This is a genomic window from Actinomadura sp. NAK00032, from assembly GCF_013364275.1.
Taxonomy (GTDB): Bacteria; Actinomycetota; Actinomycetes; order Streptosporangiales; family Streptosporangiaceae; genus Spirillospora.
Map to the genome: position 1 here is coordinate 661,294 of NZ_CP054932.1, position 22,073 is coordinate 683,366.

19 protein-coding genes are annotated in these 22,073 nt (G+C 71.5%); 14 read left to right on the forward strand and 5 right to left on the reverse strand.

The window, feature by feature from the left end; translation table 11 throughout:
- Positions 1 to 32: 32 nt before the first annotated feature.
- Positions 33 to 1,004, forward strand: a complete 972-nt coding sequence (locus HUT06_RS03245) for a YafY family protein (protein WP_176194337.1) — start codon at positions 33 to 35, stop codon at positions 1,002 to 1,004.
- 34 nt (positions 1,005 to 1,038) lie between these two features.
- On the opposite strand, the gene HUT06_RS03250 is transcribed toward HUT06_RS03245, so the two are convergent.
- Complete coding sequence (locus HUT06_RS03250; protein WP_176194338.1) at positions 1,039 to 1,362, reverse strand: hypothetical protein; 324 nt, start codon at positions 1,360 to 1,362, stop codon at positions 1,039 to 1,041.
- 207 nt (positions 1,363 to 1,569) lie between these two features.
- On the opposite strand from HUT06_RS03250, the gene HUT06_RS03255 reads away from it, so the two are divergent.
- Complete coding sequence (locus HUT06_RS03255; protein WP_176194339.1) at positions 1,570 to 4,062, forward strand: AAA family ATPase; 2,493 nt, start codon at positions 1,570 to 1,572, stop codon at positions 4,060 to 4,062.
- 174 nt (positions 4,063 to 4,236) lie between these two features.
- Here HUT06_RS03255 and HUT06_RS03260 read toward each other — a convergent pair whose 3' ends face one another.
- The gene (locus HUT06_RS03260) at positions 4,237 to 5,412 is read right to left on the reverse strand and encodes an MBL fold metallo-hydrolase (protein WP_176194340.1); all 1,176 of its coding nucleotides are present in this window, start codon (positions 5,410 to 5,412) and stop codon (positions 4,237 to 4,239) included.
- 226 nt (positions 5,413 to 5,638) lie between these two features.
- Here HUT06_RS03260 and HUT06_RS03265 point away from each other — a divergent pair, with 226 nt between their 5' ends.
- The 3 genes from HUT06_RS03265 (at position 5,639) to HUT06_RS03275 (ending at position 10,159) form a co-directional block, all read left to right on the forward strand.
- Positions 5,639 to 8,404, forward strand: coding sequence for a LuxR family transcriptional regulator (locus HUT06_RS03265; RefSeq protein WP_176194341.1), 2,766 nt, complete (start codon positions 5,639 to 5,641; stop codon positions 8,402 to 8,404).
- 23 nt (positions 8,405 to 8,427) lie between these two features.
- Positions 8,428 to 9,318 (forward strand): polysaccharide deacetylase, encoded by an 891-nt coding sequence (locus HUT06_RS03270; RefSeq protein ID WP_176194342.1) that lies wholly within the window; start codon positions 8,428 to 8,430, stop codon positions 9,316 to 9,318.
- 208 nt (positions 9,319 to 9,526) lie between these two features.
- Positions 9,527 to 10,159: a hypothetical protein gene (locus tag HUT06_RS03275; RefSeq protein WP_254715721.1), complete on the forward strand. Its 633-nt coding sequence runs from the start codon at positions 9,527 to 9,529 to the stop codon at positions 10,157 to 10,159.
- Between the two features lie 197 nt (positions 10,160 to 10,356).
- On the opposite strand, the gene HUT06_RS03280 is transcribed toward HUT06_RS03275, so the two are convergent.
- The 3 genes from HUT06_RS03280 to HUT06_RS03290 are packed head-to-tail and all read right to left on the reverse strand — an operon-like array spanning position 10,357 to position 13,352.
- Entirely contained in the window at positions 10,357 to 11,370 is a 1,014-nt protein-coding gene (locus tag HUT06_RS03280) for an amidohydrolase family protein (protein ID WP_176194344.1), read from the reverse strand.
- Between the two features lie 60 nt (positions 11,371 to 11,430).
- Positions 11,431 to 12,471, reverse strand: coding sequence for a leucyl aminopeptidase (locus HUT06_RS03285; RefSeq protein ID WP_176194345.1), 1,041 nt, complete (start codon positions 12,469 to 12,471; stop codon positions 11,431 to 11,433).
- A gap of 11 nt (positions 12,472 to 12,482) precedes the next feature.
- Entirely contained in the window at positions 12,483 to 13,352 is an 870-nt protein-coding gene (locus HUT06_RS03290; RefSeq protein ID WP_176194346.1) for an alpha/beta fold hydrolase, read from the reverse strand.
- Between the two features lie 141 nt (positions 13,353 to 13,493).
- On the opposite strand from HUT06_RS03290, the gene HUT06_RS03295 reads away from it, so the two are divergent.
- The 9 genes from HUT06_RS03295 (at position 13,494) to HUT06_RS03335 (ending at position 22,054) form a co-directional block, all read left to right on the forward strand.
- Positions 13,494 to 14,237: a GntR family transcriptional regulator gene (locus HUT06_RS03295; RefSeq protein WP_176194347.1), complete on the forward strand. Its 744-nt coding sequence runs from the start codon at positions 13,494 to 13,496 to the stop codon at positions 14,235 to 14,237.
- 91 nt (positions 14,238 to 14,328) lie between these two features.
- Positions 14,329 to 14,955 carry an isochorismatase family protein gene (locus HUT06_RS03300; RefSeq protein ID WP_176194348.1) on the forward strand — a complete coding sequence of 209 codons (627 nt, stop codon included), beginning with the start codon at positions 14,329 to 14,331 and terminating at the stop codon, positions 14,953 to 14,955.
- A 101-nt stretch (positions 14,956 to 15,056) separates the two neighbouring features.
- Positions 15,057 to 16,034 (forward strand): ABC transporter substrate-binding protein, encoded by a 978-nt coding sequence (locus HUT06_RS03305; RefSeq protein ID WP_176194349.1) that lies wholly within the window; start codon positions 15,057 to 15,059, stop codon positions 16,032 to 16,034.
- The gene (locus HUT06_RS03310; RefSeq protein WP_176194350.1) at positions 16,027 to 16,899 is read left to right on the forward strand and encodes an ABC transporter permease; all 873 of its coding nucleotides are present in this window, start codon (positions 16,027 to 16,029) and stop codon (positions 16,897 to 16,899) included. Before HUT06_RS03305 ends, HUT06_RS03310 begins: the two co-directional genes overlap by 8 nt.
- Positions 16,900 to 16,904: 5 nt before the next feature.
- Positions 16,905 to 17,672, forward strand: coding sequence for an ABC transporter ATP-binding protein (locus tag HUT06_RS03315; RefSeq protein ID WP_176194351.1), 768 nt, complete (start codon positions 16,905 to 16,907; stop codon positions 17,670 to 17,672).
- Positions 17,673 to 17,714: 42 nt separating this feature from the next.
- On the forward strand, positions 17,715 to 18,719 hold the full coding sequence (locus tag HUT06_RS03320; RefSeq protein ID WP_176194352.1) for a fumarylacetoacetate hydrolase family protein: 1,005 nt from the start codon (positions 17,715 to 17,717) through the stop codon (positions 18,717 to 18,719).
- Positions 18,716 to 19,816, forward strand: coding sequence for a zinc-binding dehydrogenase (locus tag HUT06_RS03325; RefSeq protein ID WP_176194353.1), 1,101 nt, complete (start codon positions 18,716 to 18,718; stop codon positions 19,814 to 19,816). The genes HUT06_RS03320 and HUT06_RS03325 overlap by 4 nt, the downstream gene beginning before the upstream one ends.
- Positions 19,816 to 20,769, forward strand: coding sequence for a VOC family protein (locus HUT06_RS03330; RefSeq protein ID WP_254714951.1), 954 nt, complete (start codon positions 19,816 to 19,818; stop codon positions 20,767 to 20,769). The genes HUT06_RS03325 and HUT06_RS03330 overlap by 1 nt, the downstream gene beginning before the upstream one ends.
- 28 nt (positions 20,770 to 20,797) lie before the next feature.
- Positions 20,798 to 22,054: a CaiB/BaiF CoA-transferase family protein gene (locus HUT06_RS03335; RefSeq protein ID WP_176194354.1), complete on the forward strand. Its 1,257-nt coding sequence runs from the start codon at positions 20,798 to 20,800 to the stop codon at positions 22,052 to 22,054.
- Positions 22,055 to 22,073 lie beyond the last annotated feature (19 nt).

Consider the following 22,073-nt stretch of genomic DNA (forward strand, 5'->3'; position numbering starts at 1 on the left):
GAGTGACCGCTTTGTCGTGAGGAACGGGAGCCATGGCCGCCACCTCCGCCCGGACGCTCAAGCTGCTGTCGGTCTTCGGGACCGGCGCGACGCTGACCGCCGCCGACCTCGCCGCCCGGCTCGGGACGTCGGTGCGGACCGTCCGGCGCGACATCGACACGCTCCGGGAACTCGGGTACGAGATCGAGGCCGTGCGCGGTGCGGGCGGCGGCTACCGGCTCGGCCGCGCCACCCGGCTGCCGCCGGTCGTCTTCGACGAGGACCAGGCCGTCGCGGCGGCCGTCGCGCTCCAGACCGTCCCGGCGATCCTGTCCGGCGTCCGGGAGAACGCCGCCCGCGCCCTCGCCACGCTGCGCCAGGCGATGCCCGCCCGCAGCCGCGTCCACGCCGAAGCGTTCACCGTCTCCGCGGCGCGCAACTACTGGGAGTTCCCCGCGGCGCCCATCGACGCGGAGGCCGTCCGCGCCATCGGCGGCGCGATCAACCGGCGGCACGTCGTCCGCGCCGACTGCACCGGCGAGGACGGAACGGTGACGCTCACGCTGGAACCGCACGACCTCGTCGTGTGGGCGGCCCGCTGGTACCTCGTCGCGTTCGAACCGGACGCCGGCCGGTGGCGCGCGATGCGCGTCGACCGCCTCGACCTGCGCATGCCCACCGGGACGCCCTTCGAGCGGCGCGACGTCCCGCACGGCGATCCGGCCGCCTTCGTCATGAGCACGCACGACCGCGGCGACACCCCGGCGGAATGGCCGTGCCGCGGCTCCGCGCTCGTCGCGCTGCCCGCCCCCGTCGTCGCCAGGTTCGCCCCGGGCGGATCGACGGTCGAGCACGAGACGGACTCCAGTTGCCGGCTCACGCTCGGCGCCTGGTCATGGGCCGGAGTGGCAGGACTCCTGCTGACCTTCGACGCCGATATGGCGGACATCCGACCGGCAGAACTCAGGCAGGCCCTGCGCTCCCTGCGCGACCGTATCGACAAAGCACTCGGCCAGGCCCCCTGAATCAATTGAGGCCAATCGTCATTCGCGCCGCAGGTCACATTTCACTCAGCGCGACCCACATGAGCATCGCCGCGCCGGAGAGGCCGCCGAAGAGGACGAGGCCGGACGCCGCGAGAGCGAGCGTCGGCCGGACGAGGCGGCGTATCACCAGGTAGGCCGCCGCGCAGGCCAGGAAGGCGATCACCGAGAGGTAGAGCACGAACACCGCCGCCGCTCCCACGAGAAGGGCGACGCCCAGCGCGGTCGCCGCTCGGCTCCATCCCCGCAGATCGCGACCGGTGATCGCATAGGTCACGGCCCCGGCGAATACGGCGGAGCCGCCCAGCATCGCGGCGATGATCAGTGCATCTGCATTCATGTGGTCCCTCGTCCCGATATGAAGTCGTTTTTGCTCGGCTGCAGGTACGACTCGGAATCGTGCCGAGAAGTTCGATCAAGCGCCGCATCGAACCCCGGCCGATCCGCCCGCCCGCCGCCCGGGAGGGATACCGGTCGGGGTCGGGGGGTATGAGGCGTCCGGTCCGGGTCGTTCGTCTGGGCACCGTCCGGGGGGAGCGTGCGGCGAATGAGGTCCACTCAGCCCGACCAGCTCAGGGTGCGCGGTGCCCGCGTGCACAACCTGCGGAGCGTCGACGTCGATGTGCCGCTGCGCGCCCTGGTCGGGGTCGCCGGCGTGTCCGGGTCGGGGAAGTCGTCACTGGCGCTCGGGGTGCTGTACGCCGAGGGGTCCCGCCGCTACATCGAGGCGCTGTCGACCTACACCCGCCGCCGGATGGCGCAGGCGCCGCGGGCGGCGGTCGATTCGGTGGAGCACGTCCCCGCCGCGCTGGCGCTGCACCAGCGTCCCGGTGTGCCCGGGGTGCGGTCCACCTTCGGCACGTCCAGCGAGTTGCTGAACGTCCTGCGGCTGATGTTCTCGCGGCTGGCCTCCCACCTGTGCCCCAACGGCCATCGGGTCCCGCCGACGATCGATGTGGCGGCCGAGGTGCCGTTCACGTGTCCCGTCTGCGGTGAGCAGGTGCATCCGCCGGGCGCGGAGGACCTGTCGTTCAACTCCACCGGCGCCTGCCCCCGCTGCCAGGGCACCGGCGTGGTGCGCACGGTGGACGACGCGGCGCTCGTCCCGGACCCGTCCAAGACGCTGGAGGGCGGGGCGGTCGCCCCCTGGCAGATGTTCGGGTTCAACGTGCAGCCCGACATCGCGCGCGAGTTCGGCGTGCGCACCGACGTGCCCTGGAGCGAGCTGACCGACCGCGAGCGGGACATCGTGCTGGACGGGCCGGAGGAGAAGAAGCACATCACCGTCACCAGCAAGAAGGGCGTCCACGAACTCGACTTCACCTTCCGGAACGCGCGGCTGACGGTGACCGAGGAGCTGAAGCGCGCCGACACCGACAAGCGGCTGGCCAGGGTCAGCCGCTTCCTGTGCGAGGGCACCTGCCCGGACTGCCGGGGCACCCGCCTCAGCCCCGCCGCGCGGGCGCCCCGGATCGGTGAGCGGAACCTGGCCGAGGTCACCGCGATGACCCTGGACGAGGTGCTGGCGTGGGCGCCCGGCGTCGTGGACGCGCTCCCCGCCGACATGCGCGAGATGGGACGGTCGCTGGCCGACACCCTGATCGACATGGGGCGGCGCCTCGTCGAGCTGGGCCTCGGATATCTGGCGCTTGACCGGGCCGGGTCGACGCTGTCCACCGGCGAGCGGCAGCGGGCGCAGCTCGCGCGGGCCGTGCGCAACCGCACCACCGGCGTCCTCTACGTTCTCGACGAGCCGTCCATCGGGATGCACCCGGCCAACGTCGAGGGGCTGCTCGGCGTGATGCGCGACCTGCTGGCCGATGGCAACTCGGTCGTCTTCGTCGACCACGACGTGCAGATCCTGCGCGAGGCCGACTGGCTGATCGAGATCGGCCCCGGCTCGGGGGACGACGGCGGCACCGTCATCGCCGAGGGCGGCCCCGACGCCCTCGCCGCCGCGCCGGGCTCGCGGCTCGCCGGCTTCCTCAGCAGTGCCGAGCCGGTGATCGTCCGTGCCTGCGCCGAGCCGGCCGCCGTGTTCGAGAAGGGGGCGATCCGTCTCAAGACGGAGGCCGTCCACACCGTCCACCCGCTGGAGGTCGAGTTCCCCGTCGGGCGGCTGACCGCCGTCACCGGCGTCTCCGGGTCGGGCAAGACCACGCTCGTCCTCGAATGCCTGGTCCCGGGCCTGGACGCGCGGTCGCGATCGGCGGCCGTCCCGGCTCATGTGCGCGACCTGGAGGCGCCAGACGGCATCAAGGTGCAGGTCGTCGACGCGACGCCGATCGGCATCAACGTCCGCTCCACCGTGGCCACCTATTCGGGCGTCATGGACGAGCTGCGCAAGGCCTACGCCGCGACCTCGGAGGCCCGGCGCGACGGGTTGACGGCCTCCGACTTCTCCTACAACACCGGCTCGCTGGCCTGTCCGCGTTGTGGGGGCACCGGAGAGATCTCCCTCGACGTCCAGTTCCTGCCCGATGTGGACATCGTCTGCCCCGAGTGCGGCGGCAGCCGCTTCGCGCCCCGCGCGGACACCTACCGGCGCGACGGCGTCTCGCTGCCCGGCCTGCTCGGGTGCACGATCCGCGAAGCCCTCAACGCCACCGCCGACCTGCGGCGGGTCCACAAGCGCCTGGCCGCCTTGGACGAGCTGGGCCTCGGATACCTCACCCTCGGCGAGGCCACCCCGGCCCTGTCCGGCGGCGAGGCCCAGCGGCTGAAGCTGGTCAGCCAGATGCACCGCGACCAGACCGACGCCGTGTTCGTGCTCGACGAACCGAGCGTGGGCCTGCACCCGCTGGACGTGCGCACCCTCCTGGACGTCCTGCAGCGGCTGTCCGACCGCGGCGCCACCGTCATCGTGATCGAACACGACCTCGACCTGATCGCCAACGCCGACTACGTGATCGACCTCGGCCCCGGCGGCGGCGAGGAGGGCGGCGAGATCGTCGCCACCGGCACCCCGGGTGAGATCGCCCGCGACCCCGCGTCCATCACCGGGACCTACCTCGCCCGGCACCTGCGCTACGGAGACTAGCGACGGCGCACGCGGGCGGAGGCGGGGGCCTCCACCCGCGTGGCCAGGGCCCACCTGCTGTTCGGCGAGTGGCCGCGCCGCGAAGGCGAGCCGCCGCGAAGGCGAGCGCCGCCGGCTCCGCGACCTCCCGGCCCTGCGCGGCTACCCCTCCAGCCCTGGAATGACCACTACGGACTAGCGCCGCTTGCGCCCGACGCCGATCTGCATGAGGTCGCGCCCCGGGACGACCGGCCCATCGAAGTCGCGGCCGGCGCGGCGCCACCGCCCGTCCGGCAGATGGCCGGGCGAGAAGTGGTTCAGGACGAGCTTGCGCGCCCCCGCCCGCCGCGCCACCTTGCCGACCTGCTCGGTGGTGGTGTGGGCGCCGATCATGTGGTTGATGTAGCCGTCCTTGGTCTCCTGCGGGACGGGCAGTGCCGAGATGCTCTGCTCCACCCACGCCTGGTCGATCACCTCGTGGACGAGGACGTCGCAGTCCCCGGCCAGGTCGACCAGGTTGTCGGAGACGGTGGTGTCGCCGGAGAACACCACCGAGCCGTCGTCGGTGTCGAACCGGAACCCGAACGCGGGGAACATCTGCCCGTGGTCGACGAGCGTGGCCGTCACGCGCACCCGGTCGTCCTCGTAGACGCGGATGGGCCGGTGCAGGCGCGGGATGCCCTTGCCCGGCGCGGCACCGTCCGGTAGCGCGATGTCGTGGGCGTTCACGCGGGCGGTGACCGCCGGGGACCCGGTGTCGAAGAGCCTGTCGTTGAAGTCGGTGGCGAACGCGGAGACCAGGGACGCGGTCATGTCGACCGTCCCGGCCCCCGGGTTGTCCGGGTGGACCGGGTCCGGGACGGGGCGCCCCGCCGGGAAGACCGCCGGGAGCGCGCCGCGCCTGCCCGGGCCGAACACCTGGACGGGCCGGTCGTCCTGCCCGAGCCCGCCGCCGCAGATGCCGTAGAGCAGCAGCCCGGGGTAGTCGGCGATGTGGTCGGAGTGCAGGTGGGTGAGGAAGACGGCGCGCAGGTGGCCGAGGTCGTTCATGCCCTCGCGCGGCCCGAGCAGCCCCGCGCCGCGCAGGTTGTGGACGGAGGAGTTCCCGCAGTCGACCAGGTAGAGGGCGTCGCCGACGACGAGTGCGGACGACACGCCGGCGCGGTCCGACCCCTGCCACCAGATGGGTCCTCCGGAGGTGCCGAGGATGACGAGCCGCGTCCGGTACCCCTGCGCGGCCGCAGGGGAGGACGGCCCCGCCGCCGACGCGGTGCCGCCCAGCACACCGGACACGGTCACCGCACCGGCCGCCGCGCCGGCGGTGCGCAGCAGCCCCCTGCGGGACAGTTGCGGACGTGACTCCTCGCACATGATGACGACCCCTTCGCTCGCGGGAATCTCTGTAGTGATCACTACGGAGAATGGCGCGACCTTACGACCGATCAAGGCGCGTTGACAAGGGGATCGATACAGTTGGGGCGTTACGGGTGGGAATTGATCGAGGTCAGATGGAAGCGGCATCCCGCCGGAGAGCCCGATGGCCGCTGACTCGGCCGCGCCGATGGGTTGGCGCTGAACGGCGGGAGCATGGACGGGCATGACGACGCTATCTGGGCGCACGCCGCTGCTGGATCGGCATCGCGAGCGTGCTGAGCTGGATGGTCTGCTGGGGGACGTGCGCTCCGGACGCGGGCGGGCCCTGGTGCTGCGCGGTGAGGCGGGTGTGGGCAAGTCGGCCCTGCTCCGGCACACGGTGGGACGGGCGGCCGATATGCGGGTGGTCCGCACCGTAGGGGCCGAGTCGGAGATGGAGCTGGCCTTCGCCGGCCTGCATCTGCTGCTCGCACCGCTGCTGGACCGGATCGAGAAGCTGCCCGGCCCTCAGCGCGACGCGCTCGCGGTCGCGTTCGGGATGCGCAAGGGCGACGCACCCGACCGGTTCATGGTCGGGCTTGCGGTGCTGACCCTGCTCGCGGAGGCGGCCGAGGAGCGCGCCCTGCTCTGCGTGATCGACGACGCGCAGTGGCTGGACCAGTCGTCCGCCCAGGTCTTGGCGTTCGTGGCCCGGCGGCTGCTGGCCGAGCCGGTGGGGCTGATCTTCGCGGCCCGCGAGCCGGGCGCGCAGTTCCACGGCCTGGGCGACCTCGAGGTGCGCGGCCTGGAGAAGCGCGATGCGCAGGCGCTGCTTCGCTCGGTGGTCCGCTTCCCGCTGGACGAGCGGATCAGGGACCGGATCCTGGCCGAGACGAACGGCAACCCGCTGGCGCTGATGGAGCTGCCGCGCGGGCTGAGTCCCGCGCAGCTGGCGGGCGGGTTCGGGTTGGTGGAGGCCCAGGCCGTCCCGGCGCGGGTGGAAGAGGGGTTTCGGCGGCGGCTGGCGGAGCTGCCGGCCGAGTGCCGGTCGTTCATGCTGGTCGCGGCGGCGGAGCCGACCGGCGACCCGGTGCTGATCCGGCGCGCGGCCGGGCGGCTCGGCGTGCCGGGCTCCGCGGTGGAGCCGGCGGAGGCCGACGGGCTGCTGGAGATCGGGACGTGGCTGCGGTTCCGGCATCCGCTGGTGCGGTCGGCGGTGTACTCGGCCGCGTCGCCGGCGGAGCGGCGCACGGCGCACGGCGCGCTGGCCGAGGCGACCGATCCCGCGTCCGACCCCGAGCGCCGGGCCTGGCACCGCGCGCACGCCGCGCTGGGCTTCGATGAGTCGGTGGCCGGCGAGCTGGAGCGGCTGGCCGACCGGGCCCAGGTGCGCGGCGGCATCGCGGCGGCGGCGGCGTTCCTGAGGCGCGCGACCGAACTGACGCCCGATCCGGCCAGGCGCGGGACGCGGGCGCTGGCCGCGGCGCAGACCGCCTTCGACGCCGGCGCCCCCGACATGGCGCTGGAGCTGCTTCGCTCCGCGGAAAGGGGCCCGCTGACCGAACTCCAGAGCGGACGGGTGGCGTGGCTGCGGGCCCAGGTCATCTTCGCGCGCAAGCGCGGCGGCGAAGCGCTGGAGGCACTGCTGGAGGCGGCCGGCCGGCTGGCCCGCGTCGATGCCGGACTGGCGCGCGAAGCGTACATCGATGCCATGGGGTCGGCGGTCTTCGCCGGCAAGCTGGGCCGGCCCGGCCTGCTGCGGTCGGTGGCGGAGGCCGCCCGCACCGCGCCGCCGGGACCACTGCCGGAGAGGCCCGCCGACGCGCTGCTCGACGCGCTGGTGACACGGTTCACCGAGGGCCTCGCGCAGGGAGCGCCGCAGTTGAAGCACGTCCTCCAGGCGTTCCGGCAGGAGGCCCGCAGCGACCTGGACGACAACATGCGCTGGCTCTGGCTGACCTTCCTGGTCGCCGCGGAACTGTGGGACGACGAGGCCCTGCACGACCTGGCCGAGTCCGTGCTCCAGGCGGCTCGCGAGATGGGAGCGCTCCACTTCCTTCCCCAGGCCCTCACCTACCGCGCCGCCGTCCACGTTTACGCAGGCCAGTTCGATGCGGCCGCCACGATGGTCGAGGAGTCCGACGCGATCCTGAAGGTGACCGGCAACTCCTACTTCGGCTTCGCCATCACCCTGCTCCGCGCCTGGCGCGGCGGGGACGAGGCACCGGCGCAGATGGTCGCCGCCGCCGAATCGGCGAGCGCCTGGGGGGAGGGCCGAGCGATGAGCCAGAGCATCTACATGGCCGCTCTGGTCCACAACGCTCTCGGCCGGTACCAGGAGGCCCTGGACTACGCGGAACAGGCGTGCGCGCACGAGATCCTCGGGGTCACCGGGTTCGCCCTCATCGAACTGGTCGAGGCGGCCGCGTACAGCAAGGCCCCCGAAGCCGCCGCGACCGCGCTGCGCCAACTCGAGGAACGCGCCACCGCCGCCGGCACCGACTGGGCCCTCGGCATGTACGCCCGATCCAAGGCGCTGCTGTCCGAAGGCGACGAAGCCGACCGTCTGTACCGCGAGGCCATCGAGCACCTCCAGCGCACCCGGGCCGCGGTGTACCTCGCCCGCACCCATCTGGTGTACGGCGAGTGGCTGCGCCGCGAGAAACGGCGCATCGACGCGCGCGAGCACCTGCGCACCGCCTACGAGATGCTCCAGGAAATGAGCGCGGGGGCCTTCGCGAGCCGCGCCCAGCGCGAACTCCTGGCCACCGGCGAGACCGTCCGCAAGCGCACCGCCGCCGCCGCGCCCGGCGGCACCCTCACGGCTCAGGAGGGGCAGATCGCCCGCCTCGCCCGGACGGGCCTGTCGAACCCGGAGATCGGCGCCCGGCTCTTCCTCAGCCCCCGCACCGTCGAGTACCACCTGAGCAAGGTGTTCACCAAGCTCGCCATCAGCTCCCGCCAGCAGCTCGCGGACGCGCTGCCGGACCTCGACCACGACCGCGCGTGAGCCTCCAGAACGGAGCACATCACATGACCGAACAGCAGCCCTGGCAATGGGACGAGCAGACCTGGCGCGGCCATGTGGCGCGGGTCCGCGCCGGCCGTTCCCTGCACCCCGCCTCCTGGCCGGGGGGCGCCCGCGTCGCGGTCGCGCTCTCCTTCGACTGCGACCACGAGACGAGCTTCCTGCGCGTCGGCCAGACCGGGCCGGGCCCGCTCGCGCAGGGCGAGTACGGCTCCCGCGTCGGCTCCCGCCGGGTGCTCGGCCTGCTGGAGCGCTTCGGCGTCCCGGCCTCGTTCTTCATGCCGGCGGTCTCGGGACTGCTGCACCCGGAGGAGGTCCGCGACTACGTCGCCGCCGGCCACGAGATCGGCATGCACGGCTGGATCCACGAGAGCAACGCGATGCTGGACCCGGCGGACGAGCGCGAGCTGGCCCTGCGCGCCGCCGACACCCTGGAGAAGCTGTCGGGCACCCGCCCCGTCGGCATCCGCACCCCGGCGTGGGACTTCTCCGACCACACCCTGGCCATCACGCGCGAGCTGGGCCTGCGCTACGACTCCTCCCTCATGGCCGACGACGAGCCGTACGAACTCCTGGCCGACGGCGAGCCGACCGGCGTCGTGGAGATCCCGGTCGAGTGGATCCGCGACGACGTGCCGTACCTGCTGCTGGAGTTCGGCGGCATGCTGCGCCCGTGCCCGGCGCCCCGCGACGTGGCCGGGATCTGGCGCGACGAGTTCGACGCCGCGCTGGAGGAGGGCGGCCTGTTCCAGCTCACCATGCACCCGCAGGTCATCGGCCACCGCTCCCGCATGACCGTCCTGCGCGAACTCCTGGAGCACATCGACGCCCAGCAGGGCGTCTGGTACGCCACCCACGCCCAGATCGCCGAATACGTCCTGAACCGGGCGTCCTAACCCCAACGCCCGGCCTGTGGCTGCCATTTGAGTGCGGGCGGTAGCTACACGGAACGGCGCTCAGGTAGGCGGGCCAGGGGAGTCTCGGTCCACATGGGCTTTTGCGGCAGCCTGATCGTGTCGCTCGGCGGGTGAGCCGCGGGATCGCGTCCACGGAAAACGTGAGGTCTCCCTGAGGGTTGTGAGACAGACTTCAAGGGTGATCGAGATGCAGCCGGTCTTGGAGGTGTACCGGTCAGAGGGCTTCACGCTCTGGCCGGTCGCCCGGACGGAGCCGTTCAGCTACCTGCCGCTCAGCGGCACGCTCCTTCCGATCGAGGTCGGCACGGCGGTGATGGGGATCGCCGAAGCCAACGACATCGATCCCGAGGACGGTCGTCCGCGGCGACCGGCCGATCCGCTCGGGGCCTTCCTGCATGGCCTTCTCACCATGGAGCCGCTCTTCGCACCCGGCGGGTTGCGAGTCGTCGACACCGCGGCGGGCACCACCCTGCTGCCCGGTTGCTGCAGCGGGATCGAAGACTGGCGCGAATGGTGGAGCGTCCTCGACGGCCATGCTCCGAGCGGCTTCCTCGGACACGAGCCCAATTCACGCGCTGAACTTCACGGCGACACGGTTCGCATGATCGTCGACGCCGAGCGCGATGACAGTCCGATGATCGTGTTGCCCACCGCCGACCTGCGGCGTCTGCTGGCCGGCGTTGAACGCGACCTGATCGCCTTCCACCGGCTGGCCGCTTCGTGGGCCGAGCGGTACGTTCCCGACCGCGCCGCCCCACTCGCCGCCGCCCTCGCCCGCGCGCTGGACGTCCCACCCGAAGGCTCGCAACGGGTCTCCTGAACGTCCTGGCGCTCTCGGACTCGGCACGGGTGCTCCGCCAAGTGCAACCCGCGCCCGGCGACGGACGAGCAGTGTCTCAAGGCCGACATCGGCTGACCGCTCGGGGCCGCCGCGCGAGCAACGGACCAGACCAGGCGCCCGGCGGCACGGCCGGCCGGACCTCCACGGGCCGGCCGGCTGCGGCACGGGAGGGCGCCCTAGTCCGGTACCGGCGGCGAGGCGGGGGTGCACTCCGCCCCCACCGCCGGAGACAGCAGGTCGATGGCGTTGCCACCGAGGACCCCCGCTACCTGGTCGTCCGGTATGACCTTCCGCACCAGGTCGATTCCGTGCCGGGTCGACCAGTACGGGTAGTCGCTGGAGAACAGCAGCCGTGAAGGCCCCACCAGATCCGCCAGCAGGCTGAGGGACTCGGGCTGGTTGCAGACCGTGTCGAACCACATCCGGCGCAGGTAGTCCGCGAACGGCCGGTCCAGGCCGGGCCACCATCCCTTGCCCCGGTAGACGTCGATCCGGCCGTGCAGATACGGCAGCGCCCCCCCGAGGTGCGGATGAACGATCTTGAGCCGTGGATGGCGGTCGAGTACGCCGCCGACGATGAGGGACATCGACGCGAAGCTCGTGTCGAACATGTAGCCGATCGTCACTTCCATCTTGTACGGCGTGACCCTCGGTTCCCGGAAGGAGCGGGTCGGATGCAGGAACAGGGGGAGCCCGAGTTCCTCCGCCCGCGCGTAGACCGGCCACAGCCGCTCGTCCGCGACCGACATCCCGTCGATGCTGCCCGGCAGGTAGATCCCGCGCAGGCCGAGCCGGCCGACGGCGTCCTCCAGCATGTCGAGCGCCAGGTCGGGATGCTTGAGCGGGAGGTGCGCCAGCCCTGCGAAGCGCCCGGGATGGGCCGCCTGGGCCCGGGACAGTTCCTCATTGAGGAGCTGGCACAGGTCGCGCGCCTCCGCGCGCTCCCGGTCGTTGACGTCGCCCGCCGCCGCCACGCTGACGACGGCCATGTCGATCCCGGCCCCGTCCAGCACCTCGACCTGGTGGTCGAGGTCGGTGAACCGCCGGTCGTACTTCCAGACCTCGTCGGGCGAGACTTCATAGACGTACCCCTCGGCGGTCCGTACCGCGCGGGGGCCGTGCATCCTTCCGATGTGCGCGTCGAGGAACGCGGTGGGGTACCAGTGCCACTGGCTGTCGACCACGGTCATGCCTGGCCTCCGTCGGTGTCGGTGGGAGTCCCGGGGCGGGACGGGAAGCGGACGCCCGGATCACCGGCGGGACGGCGCCCGCAGGTCCGGGACCGCGATGTCGCCGTCGACGACGACCGGCTCCTCATCGAGGAACAGGCTGCACCCGCGCATGGGGATGTCGAGGTGGCAGGCGGTGTCGTTGGGACCGCCCAGCTCGCTGTTCGGGCCGATCGAGAACATGACGTTGCCGTAGACGGAGCGCAGCTCCATCCCTATCCCGCCGGGGAACGACGGCTGCGCGAGCCCGTGCCAGTGCGCGCGTTCGTCGAGCCCCCACCCGATGTGGGACATGCCGTAGCCGCGCGGATCGTCGAACGAGGTGATGTAGGAGCGGATCAGGTCCGCGTCGAACCCTCCGCGTATGTCGGTGATGAAGCCCTTCTCGATCGTGAACTCGACGCGGCTGGTCACGTACTGGTTCTGCGGGAGGAGCACGTCACCGGGGCCGAGCACGATCCGGCCGTCGACGCCGTCGTCCGCGGCCCCGGTGAACACGAAGCCCGCCGGCCAGTGGTCCCACCGTCCCGGAGTGTCGGTGTAGCCGTATTCGGGGACGGTCGGGTACGCGCCGAGCCGGTAGGTCACGTCGGTGCCGTGCTCGTTGGTGAAGCGCAGCGTCGACGCCTTCTCCAGCAGCCCGGCGGCGGCCTCGACCCGCTCGCGCAGTGCCGGGCTGGGGGCCAGGCGCGCGAGCAGTTCGATCGGCTCGACGACCGTGAGGATCCGGGTGCCGGCCGCCTGGATGGCGAACTGCTCGGGTGAGAAGAGCAGGAACGCCAGGTCGACGAGCATGTCCGACTGCTTCAGCGCCTCGACCGCCTGCGGGCTCGCGGCGAGTTCGGTGGCTCCCACCGACCAGGTTCCCGTGTCCGGGAGGGGGTGCGGCAGGCGCAGGTGGAAGGCGGTGGCGCCGAGGCTCCTGGCCGCGTACATGAAGGCGTCGGCGTAGTCGAGACGTTCACGCCCCCGCGACAGTACGGTCACCCGCTCGCCTTCGCGGACGCCGCACAGTGTCAGCTGGTCACGGAACAGTCCGTGGATCAGACTCTGGTCGTACATCGTCATTCCTCTCAGAGGTGGTCCCGGAGGGCGGCCCAGAACCCGTCCGGGTTGTCCCACGGCACCATGTGGCCCGCGTCCGGAACGGAGATCACCGGGAGTGCGGGGTTGGCGCGTGCGAGCTCGGCGGCGTCGGCCGCGGTGACGACCGGGCTCGCCTCGCCGCGCACCAGGACGGCCGGTGGGGGCAGTCGGCGCCAGAGATCGTGGAAGTCGTCGCGGTGGAAGCCCTCGAGCGTTTCCAGGACGGCCGCGGGGTCGCAGGTCGGCAGTTCCCGTGCCCTGATGGCGACCTCGCGCCGCGGCCAGCGGGGGTAGCGCGCCTGGATCAGCTCGGCGGGGCGCGTTCCCCGGCGGGCCTCGCCGAGCTGTGCGAGGAAGTCCTCCCGGGTGGTCGGGTAGGGCCGCCGGCCCGGGCCCGACAGCGGCGGGTCGACCAGGACGATCCGGCCGTGCCGCCCGGGGTGGCGTACCGCGTACGCCGCCGCTATGCGCGCGCCGAACGAATGGCCGAGGAGCGTCGGCGCGTCCAGCTCCAGGGATGCGACGATGGCGGCGACGTCGTCCACGTGGTGGCCGAGCGTGTAGTGGCCCGCACGGGCTCGCCCCGATCTGCCGCGGCCGCGCAGGTCCGGTACGTGGACCGTGTACCGGTCGGTGAGAGCGAGGGCGATGAACTCCGCCGCGTGCGCCGTGGTGGTGATCCCAGGCAGCACCAGCAGCGGAGGGGCGCCTCCGCCGCCGTAGCGGAGCACCCGCAGCCGGAGGCCGCCGGCGTCCACCGGCAGGCTGTCCCCGCTCGGCTCCCGCACGGCGGCTCCCTCCCGCGTCACCGCGGGATCCGCCGGTCGGTACCGGCCGGGCTCTTCATCCGATGCCATGGGAGAAGTGGATCCACTTTCGAAGTGGAAAGTCAAGTGTCACCCCAGAACGTGCGAGAGGTGAATACAGTTGAGGATCGGAGCGACACGCCCTGACTCGCCCTGCACGGGCGTGCGTCCACCGACCGGGAAGACATGGTGATGAGCGCTGAAATCGGGTTGCCGCAGCGGGCCGACGGCCGCCGGCTGGTCGTCGACATCCACGCCCACGTCCGCCGGCTGATCCTCGACGGGACGCTGCCGCCGGGGTCGACCCTGGCCCAGGCCGAACTGGCGAGGACGCTCGGAGTCAGCCGCACGCCGCTGCGGGAGGCCTTCCGGATGCTGCAAGAGGAGGGGCTAATCGAGACCGCGCCCAACCAGCGCGCGCGCGTCAGCGACATCGACGTCGCCTACGTCGATCAGGTCTACGGCGCGCGGATCCTCCTGGAGTCCCTCGGCATCGCGCTCACCATGCCCGAGCTGGACGCGGAGCGCCTCTCGGAGATGAGGGCGCACCTGGAGCGGATGGGGACGCTGGCCGAGGCCGGCGACTGGAGGTCGTGGCGGGAGGCGCACCATGACTTCCATGCGGTGCACAGCGCGCGCGTCGGCGGTCAGGTGCGGCAGATCATGTCGAGCCTGGCGGAGCACTGCCAGCGGTACATCACGCAGAACCGGGTCCTCGAGGCGCAGACCCTGGACGTCGCGCACAACGAGCACACGAGGCTGCTGGAGGCGCTGGAGAGCGGCGACCAGTCCGCGGCCGTCGAGTCGATAGCCAGGCATCTCGCGAGGACCGTCCTGACGACCATGGCGCACACCGCGCCCGAGTACGAGCCGGTCGGCGTCCGGACGGCGCTGCGCATGGTGCTGGGCACTTCGCCAGGTCAAGGCGACCTGTAAGTGGATCCAGTTTGACGGATCGACTATTGACTTGGCTGAGCAAAGTGTGTTCACCTTGCCCCACGTTCCGTCGGAGTGAGGAGAGCGGAACATGCTGGAAGCCACCTACAGCGAGGCCGGGTTCGGGCGGCCCGTGCGCCGCGGCCGCCGCCCGGCCGTAGTCGTCGTCGACTTCAGCGAGGGATTCACCGATCCGTCGTTCCCCACCGGGGCCGACATGTCGGCCGAGGTCGAGGCGTGCGCCGTGCTGATGGCCTCGGCGCGGGAACGGGGGCTCCCCCGCGTCTTCACCACGATCGCCTACGACGGCCCGCAGGACGCCACCGCGTGGTGGGACAAGGCGCCCGGTCTGCGCGCGTTCACGGCGGGGTCCCCGGCCGTCCGGCTGGACGGACGCCTGGGCCGGCGGGCCGACGAGGCCCTCGTGGTCAAGAGGGGGCCGTCGGCGTTCCACGGCACGGACCTGGCAGGCCGCCTCACCCGCGACCGCGCCGACACGGTGATCGTGTGCGGGGCGACCACGAGCGGGTGCGTGCGCGCGACCGTCGTCGACGCCGTGCAGCTCGGGTACCCGGTCCTCGTGCCGCGGGAGTGCGTGGCGGACCGGGCCCGGGGGCCGCACGAGGCGAGCCTGTTCGACATGGACCAGAAGTACGCCGACGTCATCACCCTCGCCGAAGCGCTCGCCTACCTGACGGGCATCCCGGCCGCCGGTTGATCCGCTGCGGCCGGTCAAACGGGCTCCCGAAGCGGCAGTCACCCCATGGAAGGGGTTCAGTTCACATGGTTTCTCTGAAGACCACATCCACGATGGCGGCCATGCTGCTGACGATCTCGGCGTGCGGCATCGGGCAGGGCGCGACGGACGCCGACGGACGCTGCGGCACCTTCACCCTCGGCGCGCTCGACGACGACTCGCACCGCGCGGCCTACTACGCGATCGAGAAGGGCCGCGTGCAGTCCGAGGTGATCGGCAAGCTGAAGATCGACTACCTGCAGATCCCGGCGCTCATCCAGGCGACCGCCTCGGGGCAGTACGACGTGGTCGGCACCTCGCTGCCGGGGGTGGTCAACGCGCGCGAGAAGGGCGGCGTCGACCTGCGCATCGTCGGCCTCATCCAGGCGCAGACCGGCGGTGGGACCAAGACCTTCGTCCCCGCCGGATCCGGCATCCGGAGCGGACGCGACCTGAAGGGGAAGACGGTCGGCGTCAGCGGATTCGGGTCGAGCGTGATGATGTCGACACAGATCGTCTACACGAAGAAGTACGGCCTGGACGCCAAGGCCGAGGGCGGTGACATCAAGTACGTCGAACTGGATCCGCAGACGATGTACAGCGCCCTCAAGAAGGGCGACATCGACGCCGCCGTCATGTTCCACCAGACGGGCTGGCGGGCGAGCAACGACCCCGGCCTCCGCGTCGTGGCCGACATCGACAACGACTTCCGCGAGGTCAGCGGGGCATGGCTGGTGGGCGCCGCCTATGTCGTGCCCGGTGACCTGCTCAAGAAGAAGGCGAAGTGCGTCGCCGAGTTCCAGCGCATGATCGGCGAGTCGGTCGCCTACGCGGAGAAGAACGTGAGCGAACTGGCGCCGGAGATCAGCAAGCAGACCGGCGTCGAGGTCAAGTTCATCGAGTACTGGTGGGACCAGAAGTCCTATCGGTTCGGGGGCGGCACCGACCCTGAGTGGATCGACTGGGCGGGCAAGTTCTACCGGCTCGCGCACGAGGGCGGGTACCTGCCGAAGAACCCGGATCTCGGCGAGATCGTGGTCAAGGGCGGCACCGGTGAGTGAGCACGGAACGGGCGCCATGGTCCTGGACGAGCAGGGCGGCACCGGACGCGCAACGCGGGACCGCGATCCCGGCCCCGGCGTCGGAACGGCGCGGCACGGCCGCGGCAGGATCCTCGCCCGCCTGCTGGCCGACGGTGTGCCGCTACTGCTGCTCGCGGCGTGGTTCTGGTATTCGGCGAACGTCTCCGCGGCCGAACTGCCGAACCCCGTCGATGTCGGCCGGGAGAGCATCGACCTGCTGATCGGCGAGGGCGCGGTGCACACCTGGACCTCGATGGGCCGGATCGTGCTGGCGGTGCTGCTGGCGACGTGCATCGGCAGCCTGCTCGTCTTCCTGGCCGGCGTCGCACCGGTCACCGAACTGCTGATCGGCAAGCGTGTACTGCCGTTCTTCAACAGCGTCCCGGCCCTCGGCTGGGCGATCCTCGGCGTCATCTGGTTCGGTGTCGGGGACTTCTCGGTGGTCTTCGTGGTGACCGCGATCACGATCCCCTTCTGCCTGGTCAACCTGTGGGAGGGCAAACGCGCGCTCGATCCCGGACTGCTGGAGATGGGCCGCAGCTTCACCCGGTCGCGGGTCCGTATCCTCTTCTCGATCGAACTGCCGCTGCTGGTGCCCTACATCTTCGCCGCGGCCCGCCTCTCCTTCTCGGTGGGGTGGAAGGTCGCGCTCATCGCCGAGTTCTTCGGCTCGCAGACCGGGCTGGGACTCGTCATGAACCGGGCACGGCAGTCCTTCGACTCGCCGACGGTCTTCGCCACGATCGTCGTGGTCCTCGTGATCGTCAGCGTGGTGGAACGGCTCCTCTTCGACCCCCTGGCACATTGGTTCGCCAAGCGGACCGGGACGGCGGTGGCACGGTGAGCTCCATGGACATCCGGAACCTGGAGGTCCGGTTCGGTGACGAGGTGGTCATCGACGGCATCGATCTCGGGATCCGCGACGGTGAACTGGTCACGCTGCTCGGGCCGAGCGGCTGCGGCAAGTCGACGATGCTGCGCATTCTCGGCGGACTGGCTGGCCACCACGGCGGCAGTGTCACTGTGGACGGCCGTCCGGCGGCGCAGTCATGGGACCGGCTCGCGTACGTGTTCCAGGCCGCTCGCCTGGCGCCGTGGCGAACCGCGCTGGACAACGTGGTCCTCGGCATGAAGCTGCGAGGAGTCGAAGGCTCGAGGCGCGAGATCCGGGAACGCGCCCGCGGCTTCCTGGAAACGGTGGGCATCGGCGCCCTGGCGGACCGCCCCGCGCACGCGCTCTCCGGCGGGGAGCAGCAACGGGTCTCGATCGCCCGGGCGCTGTCGGTGGAACCGAGCGTGCTGATGATGGACGAGCCGTTCAGCGCGCTCGACGTGCAGACGCGGCGGCGCCTCCGGCAGGAGATCGTGTCGCTCTGGCAGCGCACCTCGCTCACCATCGTGCTGGTCACCCACGACATCGAGGAGGCCCTCGTCGTGGGCAGCCGCGTCGTCGTCTGCTCCCCCAAGCCGACGGGGATCCTCGCGGACATCGACGTGGACATGCCCTATCCCCGGGACCCCACGACCGCCGAGTTCGGAGAGCACCGCGAGCGCATAGCCGATCTGTTCGGCTCCGAAGAACCGGCGGGCGGCCGGACCGGGACGAAAGTCCGCTGACGTGCGGGTCGATCTCATGCTGAACGGCAAAGGGAGAATTCTATGAGTGCGGACATCCAGTCCTCGGACGGGCCGGCGTTCCGTCTCGGGACGGCGATCCACGGCGGCGGGCGGACGGTGGTCGTGGAGTCGCGGGGCTCGCTGTACGACCTGGCGGAACTGGTGCCGGCGGCCCCGCCCGCGAGTTCCGTCCTGGATCTGATCGAAAGCGGCTGGGACGCCGTCCTGGACGGGATCGCCGAGGTCCTGGCCGGCGGTACGGCGGCGAGACCGCTGGACGAAGGCTCGCTGCGCTGGCAGGCGCCGGTGATGCACCCGCGGAAGCTGATCTGCATCGGCACCAACTACAAGGACCACATCCGGGAGATGGGGTTCAGCCTCGAGGCGCTGTCCGCCCATCCCTACAGCTTCCTGGCCCCGCCGACCACGACGCTGGTGGGGACGGGACAGCAGGTCGCCGTCCCCGCGATCGCCGAACGGATCGACTGGGAGGCCGAGGTCGCCCTCGTCATCGGACGCCCCGCCCGCAATGTGACGGCCGCCGACGCCCCCGGATACGTGGCGGGGTTCGCGGTGCTCAACGACCTGTCCGCGCGGGACTGGAGCGGGCCGAACGCGCCCGCGGTCGGTATCGACTGGGTCATGACCAAGGCGCACGACGGGTTCAAGCCGATGGCGCCGTTCGTCACGCCGGCACGCTTCATCGCCGCACCGGAGAAGTTGTGGGTGCGGTCGTGGGTGAACGGCCGGCTGAAGCAGGACGGCTCCACCAGCGACATGCTGTTCGACTTCTGGCAGATCATCGAGCACCTGTCCCGCATTCTGACTCTGGAGCCGGGCGACGTCATCGCCACCGGCACTCCGGCGGGCGTCGGTCATGGCCGCCGCCCGCCCGAGTACCTCACCGCCGGCGACCACGTCGCCGTCGAGGTCGAGTCGCTGGGGCGGGTGGAGACGACGCTGGTCGGGCAGGACGGCGCTCCGTCCGCCGCGCTCACCGGGTCCGCCGCGCTCACCGGGACCGCCGTGCCGGACGGCCGGCCGTGACGGGTCGGGAGATGATGCGGGCGGCCGTCCTGGAAAGGCACGGCGAGCCGGACGGGTCGTACGTCCGCTCTTGGCCGCGGCCGGTGCCGGGCCCCGGCGAAGTGCTGGTCGCGGTCCGCACCGTCACCACGGCGTCCTTCGACGTGCAGGCGCGCAGGCGGCCGATCACGGAACTGCCGAGGATCCTCGGGCAGGACCCCGCCGGGGTGGTCGCAGAGACCGGGGGCGGGGCGACCCGTTTCCGCGTCGGCGACCGCGTCACCGTCGGCGGCTTCCAGCCGTGCGGTTCGTGCGAGCCCTGCCGCGAAGGACGTCCGTTCTGCGACCGGCACGAAGTGCTCGGCATACAGCGCGACGGCGGCCAGGCCGAGTACGTCACGGTGCCCGAAGACCTCGTGGTGCCCATTCCGGACGGCATCGGGTTCGCCGAGGCGTCCATCATGGCCATCACCTACCCGGTCGCCTGGAACCTGATCAGCGTCAACGGAGAGGTCCGCCCCGGCGACCGCGTACTGGTCATGGCCGCGGCCGGCGGTCTCGGCCTGGCCTGCGTCCAAGTCGCCCGCTCACTGGGCGCGCACGTCGTCGCGGCGGTCGGCGCGCGGTGGAAGGCCGATCGGCTCCGGGAACTCCTCGGCATCGACTCGGTCGTCGACTACTCGCGGCCGGACTGGACCGAAGACGTACACCGGATCACCGGGAGGGCCGGAGTCGACCTCGTCGCGGACAACATCTCCGACCCCGCGCTGTTCGAGGACACGCTGCGGCTGCTGGCGGCCGGCGGCCGCCTCGTCACCTGCGGGGCGCACGGCGGGGGAGTCGTCAGCGTCGACATCCGCCGGCTGTACCTCAACCGCCAGTCGATCATCGGGGTGAACATCCCCGGCCGGGACGTCGTGACCGCGGTCTGGCGGAACATCGAGCGGGGACGGCTGCCGGCGCCCCCGCTCGTCGAGGAGTTCACGCTCGACGACCTTCCGGACGTGCACCGCCTGATCGCCGCCCGGAAGACCATCGGGCGCACGCTCATCAGGGTGAGCGAGAACGGCCCGGCGGGCGGCTTCCATCCGAACGACCATGACACCCAGGAGTCCTAGTGCCCACTCCGCTGCCGCTCGAACAGCGGTCCACCCCCCGCGTGTCGCCGATCACGCACACGAGATACCTCGCCATCGGCGTCCCCGACTACCACAAGTCCGTCGACTTCTACGGCTCGACCTGGGGTCTGCGGCCCGTCGTGGACGACACCGGGGTGACCTTCTTCGCCGCCGAGGGCAGCGAGGAGCAGTTCGTGCTCCGTGTGCGCGCGGCCGAGCAGCGGCGCCTCGACCTGATGGCGCTCGCCGTCTCCACACCGGCCGAGGTCGACCGGCTGGCCGAGTCCCTCGCGCGGGCCGGAGTGCGGCTCGACCTCACGCCGGCGTCGCTGACGGCTCCGGGCGGGGGTTACGGGTTCCGGTTCTTCGACCCTGACGGCCGCCTCGTCGAGATCTCCTGCGAGGTCGCGACCCGCGAGGCACGGGTGATCGAGGAGCGCGAGGACATCCCGAGCAAGCTCAGCCATGTGGTGTTCAACACCGGGGACCTGGCGCGGACGATCGCCTTCTACGAACGCCATCTGGGCTTCCGGATCTCCGACTGGGTGGAGGACCGGATGGTCTTCATGCGCTGCGGGCGCGACCACCACACGCTGGGGTTCGCGGCCGCCGCCCACGCCTCCCTCAACCATGTCTCGTTCGAGATGCGCGGCATCGAGGAGTACATGCGGGGGACCGGACGGCTGACCAGGGCCGGGTTCCCCGTGCTCTGGGGTCCCGGGCGGCACGGGCCCGGCGATAACACCTTCTCCTACTTCCGCTCGCCGGACGGCAACGTGGTCGAGTACACCACCGCGCTCCTGCAGGTCGACGAGAGCACCTGGGTGCCCTGCCGGTGGGACGGCGGCGGCGAGGAGGCCGACCAGTGGGGGACGGCGGGTCCCATCGACGAGTTCATCCCGGTCGCGGTCGGGGACCCCGACCCGGGCCTATGGACACCGCCTCCGTTCTGACCTGCCGCTTCCACGATTCAGGAGAGTCATGACCGGCACAGTTCCGCCCGAGGATCGAGATGAAGACCGGCCCGCCGGGCGAGGCGCGTCCGGACCACTGGCCGGAGTGCGCGTCATCGAGTTGGGTTCCGTCGTGGCCGGCCCCTTCGCGGGTCGCCTGCTCGCGGACCTCGGCGCCGACGTGATCAAGGTTGAGGCCCCGGGACGTCCCGATCCCCTGCGCCACTGGGGGCAGGAGTCGTACCGCGGGCACAAGCTCTGGTGGACCGTGCACGCCAGGAACAAGCGCTGCGTCACGCTCGACCTCCGCACCGAGCGGGCGCAGCAGCTGCTCCTGGCCATGGTCGCCACCGCGGACGTGGTGGTGGAGAACTTCCGTCCGGGCACGCTCGCACGCTGGAACATCGACTATCCGCACATGCGGCGCGCCAACCCCGGGATCGTCCTCTGCCAGATCTCCGGCTTCGGGCAGACCGGACCCTACAGCCAGCGTGCCGGCTACGCCTCCGTGGCCGAGGCCATGAGCGGTCTCCGGGCCCTGAACGGATACCCGGGGCAGGCCCCGCCGCGCATGGGCATCTCGCTCGGAGACTCGCTCGCGGGCATGTTCGCGGTCCAGGGCGTCCTCGCCGCGCTCCTGCACCGCGACCGCACGGGCGAGGGTCAGGTCGTCGACGTGGCGCTCACCGAATCATGCATTGCGCTGCTGGAGTCGGTCATCCCCGAATTCGATCGCCTGGGCCGGATCCGCGAACCCGGCGGGACTCGCCTTGACGGGATAGCCCCCTCGAACCTCTTCCGCTCCAAGGACGGGATCTGGGTCGTCATCGCCGCGAATCAGGACACCCTGTTCAAGCGGCTGTGCGAGGTGATGGACAGGCGCGAACTCGCCACCGACCCGCGCTACCGCGATCACGAGGCCCGTGCCGCCAACCAGGACGCCATCGAGGGCATCGTCGCCGAATGGGCCGGGCGGCACGACGCCCTCCATATCCAGGAGGTGCTGGCCGGGAGCGGTGTCGCCGCCGGCCCCGTGTACACGGTGGACCAGGTCGTCAGCGACCCCCAGTTCCTGGCCCGGGGCATGCTCACTCCGCATTTCGACGAGCGGCTCGGTGAGGAGGTGCTCGGGCCGGGAGTGGTCCCCCGGTTCTCGGCCACGCCCGGTTCGGTGCGGTGGGCCGGCCCCGCGGTACCGGGGGCGCACAACGCCGACGTGTATCCCGAACTACTCGGTCTGACAGCGACCGACCTTGAGGAGTTGGCCGATGAAGGCGTCATCTGAGACCACGGGTCGCGTCCGC

What these genes read in the sequence shown, in the direction of transcription:
- HUT06_RS03245 (WP_176194337.1), top strand. Translation starts at nt 33, where the DNA reads ATGGCCGCCACCTCCGCCCGGACGCTCAAGCTGCTGTCGGTCTTCGGG.
- HUT06_RS03250 (WP_176194338.1), bottom strand. Translation starts at nt 1,362, where the DNA reads ATGAATGCAGATGCACTGATCATCGCCGCGATGCTGGGCGGCTCCGCC.
- HUT06_RS03255 (WP_176194339.1), top strand. Translation starts at nt 1,570, where the DNA reads ATGAGGTCCACTCAGCCCGACCAGCTCAGGGTGCGCGGTGCCCGCGTG.
- HUT06_RS03260 (WP_176194340.1), bottom strand. Translation starts at nt 5,412, where the DNA reads ATGTGCGAGGAGTCACGTCCGCAACTGTCCCGCAGGGGGCTGCTGCGC.
- HUT06_RS03265 (WP_176194341.1), top strand. Translation starts at nt 5,639, where the DNA reads ATGACGACGCTATCTGGGCGCACGCCGCTGCTGGATCGGCATCGCGAG.
- HUT06_RS03270 (WP_176194342.1), top strand. Translation starts at nt 8,428, where the DNA reads ATGACCGAACAGCAGCCCTGGCAATGGGACGAGCAGACCTGGCGCGGC.
- HUT06_RS03275 (WP_254715721.1), top strand. Translation starts at nt 9,527, where the DNA reads ATGCAGCCGGTCTTGGAGGTGTACCGGTCAGAGGGCTTCACGCTCTGG.
- HUT06_RS03280 (WP_176194344.1), bottom strand. Translation starts at nt 11,370, where the DNA reads ATGACCGTGGTCGACAGCCAGTGGCACTGGTACCCCACCGCGTTCCTC.
- HUT06_RS03285 (WP_176194345.1), bottom strand. Translation starts at nt 12,471, where the DNA reads ATGTACGACCAGAGTCTGATCCACGGACTGTTCCGTGACCAGCTGACA.
- HUT06_RS03290 (WP_176194346.1), bottom strand. Translation starts at nt 13,352, where the DNA reads ATGGCATCGGATGAAGAGCCCGGCCGGTACCGACCGGCGGATCCCGCG.
- HUT06_RS03295 (WP_176194347.1), top strand. Translation starts at nt 13,494, where the DNA reads ATGAGCGCTGAAATCGGGTTGCCGCAGCGGGCCGACGGCCGCCGGCTG.
- HUT06_RS03300 (WP_176194348.1), top strand. Translation starts at nt 14,329, where the DNA reads ATGCTGGAAGCCACCTACAGCGAGGCCGGGTTCGGGCGGCCCGTGCGC.
- HUT06_RS03305 (WP_176194349.1), top strand. Translation starts at nt 15,057, where the DNA reads ATGCTGCTGACGATCTCGGCGTGCGGCATCGGGCAGGGCGCGACGGAC.
- HUT06_RS03315 (WP_176194351.1), top strand. Translation starts at nt 16,905, where the DNA reads ATGGACATCCGGAACCTGGAGGTCCGGTTCGGTGACGAGGTGGTCATC.
- HUT06_RS03320 (WP_176194352.1), top strand. Translation starts at nt 17,715, where the DNA reads ATGAGTGCGGACATCCAGTCCTCGGACGGGCCGGCGTTCCGTCTCGGG.
- HUT06_RS03335 (WP_176194354.1), top strand. Translation starts at nt 20,798, where the DNA reads ATGACCGGCACAGTTCCGCCCGAGGATCGAGATGAAGACCGGCCCGCC.